This is a genomic window from Enterobacter cloacae complex sp. 6730903 (assembly GCF_048283985.1).
Taxonomy (GTDB): domain Bacteria; phylum Pseudomonadota; class Gammaproteobacteria; order Enterobacterales; family Enterobacteriaceae; genus Enterobacter; species Enterobacter hormaechei_C.
In genome coordinates this window covers 46,514-61,784 of record NZ_JBLVXX010000012.1, presented here as the reverse complement: position 1 = coordinate 61,784, position 15,271 = coordinate 46,514, and the positions used below count along the sequence as shown (strand labels likewise).

11 protein-coding genes and 1 pseudogene are annotated in these 15,271 nt (G+C 55.1%); 6 read left to right on the top strand and 6 right to left on the bottom strand.

Annotated elements, in window-relative coordinates:
* Positions 1–42: 42 nt before the first annotated feature.
* Both ACNQ0W_RS08755 and ACNQ0W_RS08750 read left to right on the top strand, forming a co-directional pair.
* A complete protein-coding gene (locus tag ACNQ0W_RS08755; protein ID WP_237764486.1) occupies positions 43–2,397 on the top strand; it encodes a TcfC E-set like domain-containing protein in 2,355 nt (784 codons plus the stop codon).
* A gap of 72 nt (positions 2,398–2,469) precedes the next feature.
* On the top strand, positions 2,470–3,723 hold the full coding sequence (locus ACNQ0W_RS08750; RefSeq protein WP_062932651.1) for a hypothetical protein: 1,254 nt from the start codon (positions 2,470–2,472) through the stop codon (positions 3,721–3,723).
* 124 nt (positions 3,724–3,847) lie between these two features.
* Here ACNQ0W_RS08750 and ACNQ0W_RS08745 read toward each other — a convergent pair whose 3' ends face one another.
* Positions 3,848–4,837, bottom strand: a complete 990-nt coding sequence (locus ACNQ0W_RS08745; protein ID WP_017384525.1) for a 2-hydroxyacid dehydrogenase — start codon at positions 4,835–4,837, stop codon at positions 3,848–3,850.
* Positions 4,838–5,048: 211 nt separating this feature from the next.
* On the opposite strand from ACNQ0W_RS08745, the gene ACNQ0W_RS08740 reads away from it, so the two are divergent.
* From ACNQ0W_RS08740 to ACNQ0W_RS08730, 3 genes are read left to right on the top strand one after another with little or no spacing between them, the layout of a single operon-like run.
* Complete coding sequence (locus ACNQ0W_RS08740; RefSeq protein ID WP_116329985.1) at positions 5,049–7,688, top strand: YdbH family protein; 2,640 nt, start codon at positions 5,049–5,051, stop codon at positions 7,686–7,688.
* A complete protein-coding gene (locus ACNQ0W_RS08735) occupies positions 7,685–7,876 on the top strand; it encodes a YnbE family lipoprotein (RefSeq protein WP_003857369.1) in 192 nt (63 codons plus the stop codon). The genes ACNQ0W_RS08740 and ACNQ0W_RS08735 overlap by 4 nt, the downstream gene beginning before the upstream one ends.
* Before the next feature lie 7 nt (positions 7,877–7,883).
* On the top strand, positions 7,884–8,201 hold the full coding sequence (locus tag ACNQ0W_RS08730; RefSeq protein WP_006808832.1) for a YdbL family protein: 318 nt from the start codon (positions 7,884–7,886) through the stop codon (positions 8,199–8,201).
* Here ACNQ0W_RS08730 and feaR read toward each other — a convergent pair whose 3' ends face one another.
* Positions 8,202–9,110 (bottom strand): transcriptional regulator FeaR, encoded by a 909-nt coding sequence (feaR, locus tag ACNQ0W_RS08725; RefSeq protein ID WP_417933187.1) that lies wholly within the window; start codon positions 9,108–9,110, stop codon positions 8,202–8,204. It lies immediately after the preceding gene.
* Between the two features lie 241 nt (positions 9,111–9,351).
* Here feaR and ACNQ0W_RS08720 point away from each other — a divergent pair, with 241 nt between their 5' ends.
* The gene (locus tag ACNQ0W_RS08720) at positions 9,352–10,851 is read left to right on the top strand and encodes an aldehyde dehydrogenase family protein (protein WP_062932654.1); all 1,500 of its coding nucleotides are present in this window, start codon (positions 9,352–9,354) and stop codon (positions 10,849–10,851) included.
* Between the two features lie 85 nt (positions 10,852–10,936).
* Here ACNQ0W_RS08720 and ACNQ0W_RS08715 read toward each other — a convergent pair whose 3' ends face one another.
* The 4 genes and pseudogenes from ACNQ0W_RS08715 to ACNQ0W_RS08700 all read right to left on the bottom strand — a co-directional run bounded on the left by ACNQ0W_RS08715 (position 10,937) and on the right by ACNQ0W_RS08700 (position 15,267).
* On the bottom strand, positions 10,937–12,043 hold the full coding sequence (locus ACNQ0W_RS08715; protein ID WP_116329986.1) for a GGDEF domain-containing protein: 1,107 nt from the start codon (positions 12,041–12,043) through the stop codon (positions 10,937–10,939).
* Between the two features lie 120 nt (positions 12,044–12,163).
* Positions 12,164–14,440: pseudogene (gene tynA, locus ACNQ0W_RS08710) on the bottom strand (primary-amine oxidase).
* Positions 14,441–14,600: 160 nt separating this feature from the next.
* Entirely contained in the window at positions 14,601–14,996 is a 396-nt protein-coding gene (locus ACNQ0W_RS08705) for a hypothetical protein (protein WP_062932656.1), read from the bottom strand.
* A complete protein-coding gene (locus tag ACNQ0W_RS08700) occupies positions 14,974–15,267 on the bottom strand; it encodes a polymorphic toxin type 44 domain-containing protein (RefSeq protein ID WP_223825170.1) in 294 nt (97 codons plus the stop codon). Before ACNQ0W_RS08700 ends, ACNQ0W_RS08705 begins: the two co-directional genes overlap by 23 nt.
* Between the last annotated feature and the right edge of the window lie 4 nt (positions 15,268–15,271).

Genomic DNA, 15,271 nt, shown 5'->3' with positions numbered 1-15,271 from the left:
TTGCTATTAACCGTGTGCCCTCTTTTTTCCGCAGAAGCAAATATGACGCTGGCCGCGAACATGCGAGCTCTCCCTGAGGATTTCAGACGTTACTTTTATGAGTCCGAAGTGATGGCTCAGGTATATCTGAATGACACCCTTTTATTCGAGGCTGCGATTTCATTAACGGAAAGCGGTGATGTTCGTCTTATACGTACCATTGAGGAGTCAGAAAGCGTCGATTCGGATGTCAGGAACCGGTGGAAAGAGGTTCTCAATAAAGGCATATCAGTGGGTGAATGTACCACACAGTGTCCGTCAGGTCTGATGGCAGCAGAGTATCTGCTCGATAGCTCGATTCTGAAACTGTACACCGCACATTATGAAACAGCACGAACCGAGAACAGTTTTATCTCGCTGCCGGAAAAAATGCCCGGCGGAATGATTATGTACAACGATATCACTGCCACCAACAGTGATAACACGCGTAGCTGGGGTATTAACTCATCGCTTACCGCGTCGTTGCTGGGCTGGAGCCAGCGAGTGTCATTCCAGTCTTCTGGTACTGACGGGCAATACCAGTACAGCAGCAGCACACTCTACGAACTGTATTCCCAGAAAGAGCTGCCGGGACATTTCGTTCGCCTCGGCTTTTTCACTCCCGACAGCGATACGGGCAACGTTGAGATGTCCGGGTTCGGGTATGACACGGTTGTGGGGGCCATGTGGGGAACATCCGACGCCTTACTGATTAACGGCGACAGCGTCAGCGCCTGGCCGGTCTATGTGACAGGACAGAATCAGTCCGTTGCGGAAGTCTGGCGCGACGGGCGGCTCATCCATACGCAACAGCTCGAAACGGGTGTGCAGGCGCTGGACACGCGCCGTCTGCCGGGCGGTATCTACGACATCACGATAAAAATTATTGAAAATGGCAAGACCGTCGACACCCAGCAGGCCCAGATTTATAAACCTCAGGGCTGGAACAACCCTGACAAGCGCTGGCGAATGAACCTGTGGGGCGGACAGCAGCAAACCATCGGTACTGGCACCCGTTATGGCGACGATAACCCTCATCCTGCGGCGGCCGGTGGCGGCATTGACTATCTTGTCCACCCGCGGGTGGTCATGGGGGTGAGCGGGGCGGCAACTGAGAATGAGCATCAGGTGCGGGTCAGAAGTAACATTACGCTCACGCCCAGTGATTCGCTGTTTGCCCAGTACACGACGGGAAATAATGACGTTCAGTCAAACCAGAATACCGATATCCGCTATTACCGTACTATCCCGGGAGGAGGGGCTGCCAGCCTGTACTGGCGTTCGACGACCACCGACGTTTATGGTCACCAGACACGTTATCGCCAGCAAGGGGATACCTGGGGGGCGTCATTATCGCTGCGTTTGCCCTGGACAACCTCGTTGACGGTAAATGGACAATATACAGAAACGGCCTGGCGGCAGGGCTTTGGGGCCGATGTTGCTACCACCACATTGGGAACGCTTGCAGGGCGTAACATGAATTTTCGGGTCAGTGCCTGGGATCGCCCCGGGTTTAGCAACGGGCGTCGGGACCACGGCATGTCGGTGGGGCTGAGCCTGTCGCTCGCACCATCCTCGCGACACTTGGTGTCAGCTGAAACGGGTATGAACCAGAATCACGGCTACTCCAGCCTCAGCTACCAGTACCAGCCTGATGAGAGCAGTACGCTTCGCACCGTGGGCGCCGGTGTGTCCTACAGCGCGAAAAATACAGTCCTTAATGCAAACGGATCTGTAGATACCCCGTTCGTCAGCGCTGACGGCTGGGTGCAGCACCATACGCAAAACAGCTCAAACACAGCAGGGGGCAACCTCAGCCAGGTGCTTATGCTTGGAGGGGGAAAACTGGCATCCTCCAGCGGGAGTGCCAGCCGCAGCACCGGGGCAGCACTCATCGTTGATGTTGACTCGGACCACAATGACATCGGTATCCTGGCCTCCGGGAAGATGTCAGAAACGCGTCTGTTGCCTGGCAGAAATGTGGTGCAGGCGGAACAGTGGAAAAAAGACGTCATCCAGTTTAGCGCGACGGGGGGCGATAGTGTCCGGGTCTTCCCTGAACAACAGAGTGTTCAGCTTAATAAGGGAAGCGTGCAATACGTAAAAGTGAAAGCAGTGAAAACCTATACGCTTGTAGGCACTTTGCAGAATGAACAAGGAGAGCTGCTAAAAAACCGTTTCGTGGAAAGTGATATCAGCGGGGCGGTAATAAACGCAGAAGGGGTGTTGACGTTAGAGACAGGTGCAAAAAACAAAACCTTACTATTAAAAGAGGAAGGAGGAAAACCGCCGCTCAAATGCAGTATTCCTGCGACAGATGATGCCGGGACTAATGCTATTCGTTTTGTCGATGCGCTCAAGTGCAGCGTGATGAATTAACGAACTAAAAATCATACCGTAAGCGCTTTCTTCCGAAGCGAGTTTATAATTCCATCCCCAAAAGTGTTTATTATGAAAAAGCGACTCTTTGCGTTTTACTTATTTGCGTTACCGTTGCAGGCTGCCACCGTAAACATTACGGCTTCGTTTTCGCCATCAATGTCAGACCCATCGAATGATAAATTTGTTAACACTACACCGCAGTCCGGTTACTGTGTAAATTATCCTAGTGTATGTGGAAATAATCAAACATTTAGTATCAATATGGGTGGAATTACGGCGTCACTGGTTACGTCAGGGCTGACCGCAAACTCAGAACCAAGAATGGGGATCTACTTTGGTTTGCCTGGGGCATGGCGAGACATTGTCGTCAGAAATAGTGAAACAGGGGAGGCCAGCACGCTTAAGTTTAGAATGAGTGCGTTTTCAGCCAGATATAATACTCTACGAGCGTGGAGTCTGACAGAACATCAACAAGCCTGGAATGGAGGTTCGTTTGTTTACGCCGCCTCTCCATGCTCGAATTCCGGGGTTGGTGCTTATCCAGCAGGATCTTATCTTTTTATGTGGAAAGTACCGAACAGGGATGTTGCGTGTTATAAAACTGCGAAAACGGATTTAACAGGAGAGCCCCATCTTATTAATACTATCAGCATGGGTTATGAGCTGAGTACACCTAACCCATTACAGATGAGTTCAGGTGTTTATAAAGGAGAGATGGTGCTCAATGTTGGTCCTGGTGGCGAAATTGATTTTGGGGATAATTACGAGCCATCAGATACTACGCTCGTGTTAAATTTCACACTTTCGGTAAACCATGAACTAAAGCTGAGTACAACAGCTGATAATTACAACGTTTCCCTTTTGCCGTGTGAGCCCGGTAAAGTTTGCACTGCCGGGCAAGGTGATGCGCGCTGGGAGCGGTGGATGGTAAATCGTATTACACCCAACCTGACGGGCCAAAGCAAATTTAACTTGTCCAGTTCAGGTTCATTCACGGTATATCTTCAGTGTGAACAAAACATCGGTTCAGACTGCGCCCTGAGGAGTGATAAATTACCTTCTCAAAGGGTGCCCGTGCAGGCTTTACTGACGTTACCGGATAATATTGTTGATAGTAAAACAGGAACAGGAGTGGTAAGAAGCCGTCTCGCCGTTGGCAAAGATCTCACAAAGAATTTATTTCTGACTAATGTATTTGGTCAGGAGAAATCGGGCAGTATTGATTTCCTTATTGAACAAAAAGATGTCGATACGATGTTGAATACGCGGCCTGATGTTTATCGTGGGGCAGTAACCGTCATTTTTGATCCGTTAATTCACTAATGATGGCCGCGACAATGTCATGCTTCTTAGGGATGGGGGGTGACACCAGCGGCGGAAAAGGCAGCGGGGCGTTCAGTTAACGCCCGGGCCGGGCAGGGCGTAAGCCCTCACCCGGCTTACCAGGTTACACTATCGCGTTCGGGCACGCTTCGCCCTTTTCGAGTTGACGCAAATTCCCCAGCGTGGTTTCCGAAATGCTGATCAGCGCTTCGGCGGTCAGGAACGCCTGGTGACCGGTGAACAACACGTTATGACAGGCAGACAGGCGACGGAACACGTCATCCTGAATCACGTCGTTAGATTTATCCTCAAAGAACAGATCGCGTTCGTTTTCGTACACATCCATACCCAACGCGCCGATTTTTTGCGTTTTCAACGCTTCGATAGCCGCCTGAGAGTCGATCAGCCCGCCGCGACTGGTATTGATGATCATCACGCCGTCTTTCATCTGATCGAACGCCGACTGGTTAAGTAGATGATAGTTTTCCGGGGTCAGCGGACAGTGCAGAGAGATAACGTCAGACTGCGAGAAGAGCGTTTTCAAATCGACATACTCCACGCCCAGCTCCAGCGCAGCGGCGCTTGGGTACGGATCAAACGCCAGCAGGCGCATGCCAAATCCTTTCAGGATGCGAAGGGCGGCCACGCCAATTTTGCCGGTACCGATGACGCCTGCGGTTTTACCGTACATGGTAAAGCCGGTCAGCCCTTCCAGAGAGAAGTTAGCATCACGGGTTCGCTGATAGGCACGGTGAATACGACGGTTGAGCGACATCATCATCCCGACCGCATGTTCTGCCACGGCTTCCGGAGAATAGGCCGGGACGCGAACGACCTTCAGACCCAGCTCTTTGGCGGCATCGAGATCGACGTTGTTAAAGCCCGCGCAGCGCAGGGCAATGTATTTCACGCCCTGTTTTTTCAACTCTTCCAGCACCGGTCGGCTACCGTCGTCGTTAACGAAGATACACACGCCTTCGCAGCCGTGGGCGGTTTTAGCCGTCTTTTCAGTCAGCAGAAAGTCGAAAAATTCAAGATCGAAACCGTACGTCTCGTTAACATGTTGCAGATACTTTTTGTCGTACTGCTTTGTGCTATATACCGCGAGTTTCATAAGACTTTCTCCAGTGATTTTGGAACCACGTTAGCATGTTTAAAATTATCTTACAATTTTTCAAAATTCATTGAAATCAATAAGTTCTATGAATTATTGTAGAGCATCTACTCTTAAAAATGGCATTACCTTCAACTGACTGGCTAAACATGCGACAATGAGCGGCAAGAACGGCTTATTTTTTTTCGCAAAATCAGGATATTAACTGCCCATGAAGGGTAAATACAAAGCCGCAATCGCGCTATTACTGCTGCTATTTCTTGTGCCGCTGACGCTGCTGATGACGCTCGCCCAGTGGGTACCCACGCTTGCCGGGATCTGGCTTCCCGTCGGAACGCGCATCGCCTTTGAAAAAAGCCCACGGCTCACGCGCCACGCCCTGATCATCCCCGATCTCCGCTATCTGGTAGAAGAGTGTGAAATTGCCCGCGTGGAAAACGTGACCCTGTCACATCCCAGCCGCTGGGATCTGGATATTGGCGCACTTACACTTAACTCTGTCTGCCTGAGCAAATTACCGCAATCGGCGCCCTCAACGGTAGCGCCGAAAACGCTGGCGCAGTGGCAGGCCATCCTGCCCAACACCTGGCTGACCATCCACCGTTTTACCCTTTCTCCCTGGCAGCAGTGGGAGGGGGAGCTGCATGCTTCACTGACGCCAGCCCGCCAGGACATCACCTATAAAGGCGAGCAGGTGAGCATTAAGGGGCAGTTGCGCGGCCAGACCCTCTCCATCAGCCAGTTCGATGTGCAACTGCCGGATCAGCCGCAGCCCGTGAAGCTGGTCGGTGAATTTACCCTGCCGCTGGTACCGGACGGCGTGCCGGTGAAAGGGCATACGGTCGCGACCTTTAACGTGCCACAGTTATCCTCGCTGGTCGATGCCGATCTGGACTGGGAGGACAATCAGGGCCAGCTGGTGGTCATGGCGCGGGACAACCCCGATCCGCTGCTCGATTTACCGTGGCAGATCACCGCTCAGCAGTTGACCATCAGCGACGGACGCTGGAACTGGTCAGCCTCCGGTATGCCGATGAGCGGTCGCGTCGGGCTGAAAGTGGATAACTGGCAGCAGGGGCTGGAGAAAGCCACCTTCACAGGGCGGCTCAACGTGCTGACCGAGGGAGATGCGGGTAAGGGCAACGCGGTGCTGAATATCGGTCCCGGCTCGCTCAGTATGGAAAACAGCGCTATGCCGCTGCACCTGAGCGGGGAAGCCAAGCAAAACGATCTGATCCTGTATGCCAGACTCCCGGCGATGCTGACCGGCAGCCTTTACGATCCGCAGCTTACGTTTGAACCCGGCGCATTATTGCGCTCGCGCGGGCGCATCATCGACTCGCTGGATATCGATGAGATCCGCTGGCCGCTGGCGGGCGTGAAGCTCACGCAGAAGGGCGTGGACGGCCGCCTGCAAGCCATTCTGCGGGCGCATGAAAACGAGATGGGCGATTTTGAGCTGCATCTGGACGGCCAGGCTAACGACTTTTTACCGGACAACGGTGTGTGGCAGTGGCGTTACTGGGGTAAAGGCAACTTCACGCCGATGAACGCGCGCTGGGATGTCCGGGGAACCGGGGAGTGGCGCGACAACGTTATCGAACTGACCGATCTTTCCACGGGGTTCGACAAATTGCAGTACGGCACGATGCTGGTCAGCAAGCCGCGCCTGGTGCTGGATCACCCGGTGCGCTGGTCGCGGGACCCGGAGAACCCCACCTTTAGCGGCGCGCTCGCGCTCAATGCCGGGCAAACAAGCTTTTCAGGCGGAAGCGTGCTGCCGCCGTCCGTTTTGACCTTCAGCGTTGACGGGACAGACCCGACGGTGTTCCGGTTTAAAGGGAACCTGCATGCGGACGACATCGGCCCGGTCCAGGTGAATGGACGCTGGGACGGCGAACGCCTTCGCGGTCAGGCCTGGTGGCCAAAACAGTCTCTTACGGTGTTTCAGCCGCTGATCCCGCCAGACTGGAAAATGGCCCTGCGCGGCGGCGAAATGTACGCGCAGTTGGCTTTCTCCGCGGCTCCCGATCAGGGGTTTGAGGCCGGGGGGCACGGGGTGCTGAAAGCGGGCAGCGCGTGGATGCCGGATAACGAAATCAACGGCGTGGATTTTGTTCTGCCGTTCCGCTTAAGCCAGGGCACCTGGTCGCTGGGCACGCGCGGGCCGGTAACGTTACGAATCGACGAGGTGAAAAACCTGGTCACAGCCCGAAATATCACCGCGGATCTCCAGGGCGATTATCCCTGGACCGAAGCGAACCCGCTCCTGCTCACCAACGTGAAGGTGGAAGCGCTCGGCGGGAAAATCACCATGCAGCAGTTGAGAATGCCGCAGCACGATCCGGCTTTACTGCGCGTGGATAATATTTCCTCCAGCGAACTGATAAGCGCGGTGAATCCGAAGCAGTTTGCCATGTCCGGCCCGGTGAGCGGCGCGCTGCCGTTCTGGCTGGACAATGAAAAATGGATCATTAAAGATGGCTGGCTGACTAACCCGGGGCCGATGACGCTGCGCATCGACCAGGACACGGCGGATGCCATTGTGAAAGACAATATGGTTGCCGGGGCGGCGATCAACTGGCTCCGCTATATGGAAATTTCGCAGTCGTGGACAAAACTCAATGTGGATAATCTGGGTGTGTTAACCATGCAGGCGGCCATTAAAGGCACCAGCCGCGTCGAAGGCAAAAGCAGTTTCGTAAACCTGAATTACACCCATGAAGAGAACATTTTTACCCTCTGGCGCAGCCTGCGCTTTGGGGACAATCTGCAAACATGGTTTGAGCAACATGCGGCGATACCCCTTCTCCGCGGTTCGACAGGCAAGGAAAGTGAGGAACAACAATGAAAAAGAGGGCTGGTGTACTCACCGTGGCCGTCGTCGCGCTGCTGTCAGGCTGCACGCCGCGCATTGAAGTGGCGGCGCCCAAAGAGCCGATCACCATCAACATGAACGTGAAAATCGAGCATGAAATCCATATCAAGGTGGATAAAGACGTTGAAGCCCTGCTGAAATCCCGCAGCGATCTGTTCTGAGGATGCCATGAAACGATTAGCTCTGATGTTACTCGCGCTGGGGATGAATGTTCATGCCGCCACGCTTACGCTCAACGATGCGCGTGCCCAGGGGCGCGTAGGGGAAACCCTGAGCGGCTATCTTGCGCCCGTTCAGCACGACGCTGAAACCCTGGCGCTGGTGAACCGTATCAACGCCGCACGCACGGAAAGTTACCAGCAGCTGGCTGACAGCAATAATTTGCCCGTCGACGAGGTGGCGAAAATGGCGGGGCAAAAGCTGGTGGCCCGCGCGCAGCCGGGTGAGTACGTGAAGGGAATTAACGGCAAGTGGCTGAAAAAATAGCTAGCGGTGACGCTTACGGTATTCGCCCGGCGAAACCCCGAAACGCTGCTTAAAGGCGGTGGAAAAATGGCTATGGTCGGTGAAACCCCAGCTGTAGCCAATCCCCGCCAGCTTTTCGTCATCGCTGATGGAACGCAGCGCCTGAGCGCATAAATCGAGGCGACGGTTCTTAATATACTGCGCTACCACCAGCCCTTTCCCGGCAAACATGCGGTACAAGCTACGCACGGACATGCCGCTCTCTGAAGCTATCCACTCCGGTCTTAACGCCTCCGACTGAATATGATCATCAATCAGGGACAGAACGTGGCGGAACTGACGCTCCTTGCGCGGCAGCTCCTCGTCACGCTGCTGGAAGGCCGGACGCAGCAGACACACCATCGCCTCAAGCGCCGCTTCGCTTTCACTGGCGCTGAGATCGGCATTGCCCATGCTCTCCTGTAGCAGTCGGTAGCTCAGCTGTACGGTAGGCAGACTGCGGGAGAGGGGCAGCGCGCACCTCACTTCCTGAAAACGCGCGTGTTGCTCAATGATTTGTCGCGGGAGCAGCAGCGAAATCTGGCGGGAACGCTCCTGCCAGTTAATGGAGCACGGGCGGGAGGCGTCAATCAGCGTGATATCCCCGGCTTTCAGCATCGCGCGCTGGTCGTCCTGTTCGATTCCGGCGCTGCCTTCCAGCTGAAACACGGTGTAGAACCAGGCGTCGTTGCCGTTTTTGATCTCCTGACGGGTGCGAAACAGGTTAACGCCTGCGGCGGTCACCGTGCTCAGCTTCAGACTTTGGGTGTAGCTGGTTTCCAGCTCGCCGAGAAACGCCCCCTCTAACGGTCGTGCCGCAAAGCGCCCACAAACCTGGTTAATTTGCGCCAGCCACTGCTGAAAATTGTCCTGTTCGCTTGCACACGCCATTGATGTTCTCGCTGCACCGTCACTGTTTTCGCATTGTTGCATTTATGTTGCATTTTGTCAGGGCTACGAGGCTGACTATAGGAAAGAACACTCAACGGTTACAGCGATATAAGCGGGAATTATCACGATTTGCGGAGCCTGTCACAGCTGGCAAAGCGAATGTCACACAGACAAAAGCAGGAATGCGAATCCCCTCTTAGACTGCATACACACCCTGCGAAGCATAACGAAGGAGTATCCTATGTCCGAATCACACGTCGCCATCCTGCCAGGCGTGCAGCAGTTTTTAGATCGCCAGCACGGCCTGTGGATCGAAGGGCGTCAGGCGGCATCCGATAGCGAAAAGCGTCTGAACGTCTACAACCCGGCGACCGGAGAGGTTATTGCCTCCACCGCCGATGCCAGCGTCGATGATGTCGATCGTGCGGTGATGTCTGGCTGGCGTGCCTTTGTCGCCCGAAGCTGGGCCGGGCGGCTGCCGGCAGAGCGGGAACGCATCCTGCTGCGGTTTGCGGATCTGGTGGAGCAGCATGGCGAAGAGCTGGCACAGCTCGAAACCCTGGAGCAGGGGAAATCGATTAACATTTCCCGCGCCTTCGAGGTGGGCTGCACCCTGAACTGGATGCGCTACACGGCAGGGCTGACCACCAAAATTGCCGGTAAAACTCTCGATCTTTCAATTCCACTGCCGCAGGGCGCGCGTTATCAGGCGTGGACGCGTAAAGAGCCGGTGGGCGTCGTGGCGGGGATTGTGCCGTGGAACTTCCCGTTGATGATTGGCATGTGGAAAGTGATGCCCGCGCTGGCGGCAGGTTGCTCCATCGTGATCAAACCCTCGGAAACCACGCCGCTCACCCTGTTACGGGTGGCGGAACTGGCGAGCGAGGCGGGGATCCCGGAGGGCGTGTTCAACGTGGTAACCGGCAGTGGCGCCGTCTGTGGCGCGGCGCTGACCTCGCACCCGCGCATTGCCAAAGTGAGCTTTACCGGTTCGACGGCGACGGGCAAGCAGATTGCCCGCGCGGCGGCGGACACGCTAACGGGTGTGACGCTGGAGCTGGGCGGCAAAAACCCGGCCATCGTGCTGAAAGATGCCGATCCGGCGTGGGTGATTGAAGGGCTGATGACCGGCAGCTTCCTGAATCAGGGGCAGGTCTGCGCGGCCAGCTCGCGCATTTATATTGAGGCTCCGCTGTTTGACACGCTGGTCAGCGGGTTTGAACAGGCCGTGAAATCCCTCAGCGTCGGGCCGGGCATGTCGCCGGATGCATTTATCAACCCGCTGGTGTCGCGCGCCCATTGCGATAAGGTTCAGGCGTTCCTGGATGAGGCGAAGGCGCACAATGCGGAGCTGATCGCCGGGAACCGGGGGCCAGACGGCAAAGGCTATTACGTTTCGCCAACGCTGGTGGTCAACCCGGATAATCATCTGCGACTGACGCGTGAAGAGGTCTTCGGGCCGGTGGTGAACCTTGTTCGTGTAGCCGATGGGGAAGAGGCGCTTCAGCTGGCGAATGACACTGAATATGGCTTAACGGCCAGCGTCTGGACGCAGAATATCAGTAAAGCGCTGGCGTATACCGACAGGTTACAGGCCGGAACCGTGTGGGTGAACAGCCACACGCTGATAGACGCCAACCTGCCGTTCGGCGGCATGAAGCAGTCCGGCACCGGGCGCGATTTCGGCCCCGACTGGCTGGACGGCTGGTGTGAAACTAAGTCGGTATGTGTGCGGTATTAAAAAAACGCCGGGTGGCGCTGCGCTTACCCGGCCTACGAAACCGATCCCGTAGGCCGGGTAAGGCGTAGCCGCCACCTGGCATTATTTAACGCGACCACCGATCCCGCCCGGCCTCCTTCGCCCTGTAAAGCGCCGCATCGGCGCGGGCGATGATTTCCGGGCCAGCCAGTCCTGCGGAATAGTCTGCAATGCCCATACTCGCCGTCACATATTCACTCACCTTCGACGCGCTGTGCGGAATGGCTGCGGTGCGCAGGCCAGCCTGGATCCGCGCGGCGACATTCTCAGCAATGCTTTCTTCGCAGTCAAAGAGGATCACCACAAACTCCTCACCACCGTAGCGCGAAACCACATCCTCTGGCGTGCGCACCGAGGTGTTCAGCACCTCTGCCACCCGCGCGAGGCACGCATCTCCGGCCTGGTGACCGTAGGTGTCGTTATACAGTTTGAAGTAATCGACATCCAGCATCAGCACCGCGAAGCGTTTGCCTTGCTCCACGGCGTTTTCCAGCACCAGCTCCATCGCCCGCCGGTTGGCCGTTTTCGTCAGCGGGTCCTGATGGGCCAGCGCATCCAGCCGTGAAATCAAACGCTGATTCTGCTGGTTGCGACGCCACGCCTCTTCAAACCAGCTCAACAGGATATAGCGCCCGCACACGAGAATGAACGTGAACACCACCCACAGCCCGGCAAAGCGATAATTAATTTCCTGATTCAGCAGCATGCTGGCAACGGGCAGGCTTATCCATAGCGGAACGGTGAAGCAGAGCAGCGCCACCGGGTGAAAATAGAGCGCGGTCATACCGGCCATCAGCAGGGTAACGAATATAGGCCAGGGATGCGGAAGATGTAAGACGTTGATAAACCAGTAACAACTTATCGACCACAGCAGGCTGCACATAAACAAAACGGCGCTGACGCCGCGGATGTGGCGCCAGGCCATGATCACCAGCGCCCCGGAAAGGATCACCACGCCCAGCATGGAGGCGTCAATCATCTGCCGCAGCGGGGGGCTGATGTGCAGCAGGGCATCGATATGGCCGAACAGCGAATTGCGCAGCAGGACCATAAGGGCAAAGCTGGCATTCACAAAGGCGAGCCACGGCAGGTTCACGGCCAGCCCGTGAACAACCATTGATTTACGGGTAGGCCATGTCGCAGGTTCTGGCGTTGCGTTGTGTCTTTTTTCCATTATGGTTTACTTCCCGTCCGGTGGATAGCTCGCTAAAGCCAGGTAATATTAACTATAAACAGGCTCGATTATTCCTCAAATGTCTGCACAAAAAAACCGGGCATTGCGCCCGGCGTTTGCTTATTTTATCTCGACTTTTTTCTTGCCGAGCGTTGGCGTCTCGTCAAAGAAATTCCAAGGCTTGAGTAACGTGTGCACCCATTCCGTCGGCATTATCGGCCACTCCTCGGCGCGGGCGACATGGGTGGTGCCGGTGGTCATCCAGATGACGTTATCCTGATCGTTCAGCGACTCGTTATCTTTGCTGTACTGGCCGAGGCCGGTATCGTGCGTGGAACGGTTCGGGTATTTTCCCTCCGGGTACATCTCGACGGGATGGTAACGCGTCACCCACAGCTGTTTATCCATAAAGCTCAGGCGGTGATAAATCCACTCGTCCGGGGCAAACTTCGCGCCGGACGCGACCGGGTGCGTACCGCCCGCGTAAGGGATGATCTGATACGAGACCGGGTTGCCCATGCGGTTCTCTTTGCTGGTGTTGCTCATCAGGCGGATGGTGCCCGGGTCAAACTTCTGCGCCGCCTGCTGTTCGGTATCAATATCATACTGATTCACCTGCATGGTGCTGGTGCGCGGTCCGCCAGCGGTGTTCGGTTTGACGTCCGGATCCATGGCCACCAGCTTGTTGTTGATGCCGTCCACGTCCATATCCAGACGGAAGTTGTAGATGTGCTGGTGGGTGGTACCGACAATATTATGGTCGATCAGCGTTCCGTATCGGGTGTCATCCTTCGCGGTGGCATCATGCATGGTTTTCGTCTGCACGCCTTTCACCGCTTCAATGCCCGTAGCCCCTGCATCAATGCCGATGGTGCCGTTTTCGTGGAATACCCAGTCGAAGATGTAATCGTAGTTACCCACGGTGCTGACCCAGCGCACCACCAGCTCGCGGCGTTCGGTGCTGACGTTGGGTTTACCTAACTCCTGATGCTTATATTCCGGCCCGGCGTAACGCTCGAAAATGGCGATCGCCCGGGGGATCTCCATTGGCGCGCCGGTGTAATCCGGGATGGTTTCGTTGAGCATCACGGCGTTAGACGGAACATCCTTGCCGCGCACCAGCGGGGAGGTCAGGGTCCCCATGCCGTAGTCGCCGGAGTCCAGGTAGGCCTTAAATTACCAGCCGATATCCGGGTCGCCGTACGGCACAATCATGCCGCCGAGCGACCCCTGATACATCACCTGTCGCTTTTTGCCGTTGTCGTTATAGGTCACGGTGGAAATTATCGGGCCGACGCGTGAGTCCAGGCTCAGATGAAAATCCCAGTTCTGCCAGTGCACCCTATCCCCGGTGATGGTGTAGTTCTTGCCTTCCGGCTCGATAATCTCCAGCGGTTTTTTCACCATTTCAACGCGGTCGCGGCCATCATACGGGCGCGGCGTGAGCGGCACCGGCACGACCGGGCCTTCCTCAATCTTCTGGATTTTCTTCTGCTCGAGATCCACCACCGCAACCAGGTTTTCGATCGGGTGCGCCCAGTAGTTACCGTCGCCCACGTCGAGATAGCTGATCACTTTCAGCAGGCGGTCTTCCTGTTTCAGCCCATCCTTGCCGTCAAAAAAGCCGACGGTAAGCGGAGTGGTGATCACTTTCTTCGGGTCGGTAATGCCGCGCTTTTTCAGCACGGCGGCAAACTCCGGGCTTTCATTGATGATCTGCTGCACGGTATTGAAGTCATCCAGCAGCACCATGCCGTGCGCGTCTTTGATCGGCTCCCAGCGGAGGATCTTTTTCTCCTTCAGATCCACCCGGCTTTCGATGATGTGTTTACCATCAAGCATGATGATATTGGCCTGGCGGGGCGCATCCACCGCCGTGCCGTTAAGGACGAAGTCCCAGACTTTGGCTTTTTCTGGCTCCGCCAGCGCAATCTGGGTAAAGCGGGTATTGGGTTTAAAATCCGCTGAGGCTTTCACAATGGCTACGGCCTGGTTGATTTCATCAGCCGTCAGCGCGTTTAACGGGTGGGGGCTTTTTTCAACCTGGAATGTCTGATCAAGACCGGACTGAAAGACATCGTTGATAAAGGTCTCCGGGATATAGGCCTTATTGTTCTTCATCACCACGGGCACCTGGAGCGTCAGCGGTTTGCCGTTAACGATGGCGGTGTTTGCGCCGGGTTTGACCTTCACAAAGGCACCGTCTTTGACGATGGTGAACATCTGGGCGTAATCATCCCACTGCACGTCCGCGCCAAACGCCTGAAGCGTTTTGTCCATCGGGACCATATGCGCCTCGCTGCCGTGAGCGTAAACAGGGGATTGCCAGGCGCAACAGAGCGCAACGGCCATGGCCAGTGCCGTTCTACGGGCAGAAAAAGAAGAATTGCTTCCCATCGCAGACCTCATCTTGTTGTGTTTATTGTGTTGTGTTAGCCTTATCCTGACAGGCGCGCACGAAAAGCGTTTGCCTGCATCTGCCAGGTTGTTTGTCAGTCTTGCCAGGTTAAAAAAAGAGCGGGGGTAAATCACACCCCCGTGACAGATAAAGTGTGCTTCAGTAAGGCGAGCTATCGAGATGCATGCGGACATCGAAACCTGCCGTCGTGAACGAATAAACCGTACCGCGAACGCGAAGATAAATGTCTCCATTTTTAATTGCCACAGAAGCTTTATCATCATCGGTGATCATGACGGGATCGATATCTTTAATGTTAGACATGAAGTCTTCCGGGCTTTTTTTCGCATCAACGAGATAAATATGATACCTGTTTTTAGACAGTGAGCCCGTCTCAACCTGGGTGATGTAAAGAGTTAAACGATCGTTAACCTTGATTTTTTCCTGCAAATTTTCATACACGGAAAACAGATCGCGGAAAGGGTATGCAATGAATATAAGAAAAATAAAGATAATGACACCAGCTCGCCAGTTAAAAACCCGAACGTCGCGCATAATCTATTCCTGCCCTTATCCATAACTGATCGACTGGGTCATCACCGTAATTATTATTGTTCTGGAATTTTGCAAACTCGGCAGGATCGCTTGTCCCGGCGAGAATCTGTGCAGTACCTGCCCCCCGGAGCAAAATTCCCTCAGGAATGCCTGCTGCCGCACCAACGGCACCGTAATGAAAATTGCCAAAATTAGCATACTCTGCACGGCCTTGTTTGTAATCCCAGGGACCATGGTTTCTGACCATTTGATAAAACCATATGTAGGTCATTAAT

Excerpts from the sequence above, each read along its gene's own strand:
- ACNQ0W_RS08750 (WP_062932651.1), top strand. The coding sequence starts at position 2,470 with ATGAAAAAGCGACTCTTTGCGTTTTACTTATTTGCGTTACCGTTGCAG.
- ACNQ0W_RS08720 (WP_062932654.1), top strand. The coding sequence starts at position 9,352 with ATGTCCGAATCACACGTCGCCATCCTGCCAGGCGTGCAGCAGTTTTTA.
- ACNQ0W_RS08740 (WP_116329985.1), top strand. The coding sequence starts at position 5,049 with ATGAAGGGTAAATACAAAGCCGCAATCGCGCTATTACTGCTGCTATTT.
- ACNQ0W_RS08755 (WP_237764486.1), top strand. The coding sequence starts at position 43 with ATGACGCTGGCCGCGAACATGCGAGCTCTCCCTGAGGATTTCAGACGT.
- ACNQ0W_RS08705 (WP_062932656.1), bottom strand. The coding sequence starts at position 14,996 with ATGCGCGACGTTCGGGTTTTTAACTGGCGAGCTGGTGTCATTATCTTT.
- feaR (WP_417933187.1), bottom strand. The coding sequence starts at position 9,110 with ATGGCGTGTGCAAGCGAACAGGACAATTTTCAGCAGTGGCTGGCGCAA.
- ACNQ0W_RS08745 (WP_017384525.1), bottom strand. The coding sequence starts at position 4,837 with ATGAAACTCGCGGTATATAGCACAAAGCAGTACGACAAAAAGTATCTG.
- ACNQ0W_RS08735 (WP_003857369.1), top strand. The coding sequence starts at position 7,685 with ATGAAAAAGAGGGCTGGTGTACTCACCGTGGCCGTCGTCGCGCTGCTG.
- ACNQ0W_RS08700 (WP_223825170.1), bottom strand. The coding sequence starts at position 15,267 with ATGACCTACATATGGTTTTATCAAATGGTCAGAAACCATGGTCCCTGG.
- ACNQ0W_RS08730 (WP_006808832.1), top strand. The coding sequence starts at position 7,884 with ATGAAACGATTAGCTCTGATGTTACTCGCGCTGGGGATGAATGTTCAT.
- ACNQ0W_RS08715 (WP_116329986.1), bottom strand. The coding sequence starts at position 12,043 with ATGGAAAAAAGACACAACGCAACGCCAGAACCTGCGACATGGCCTACC.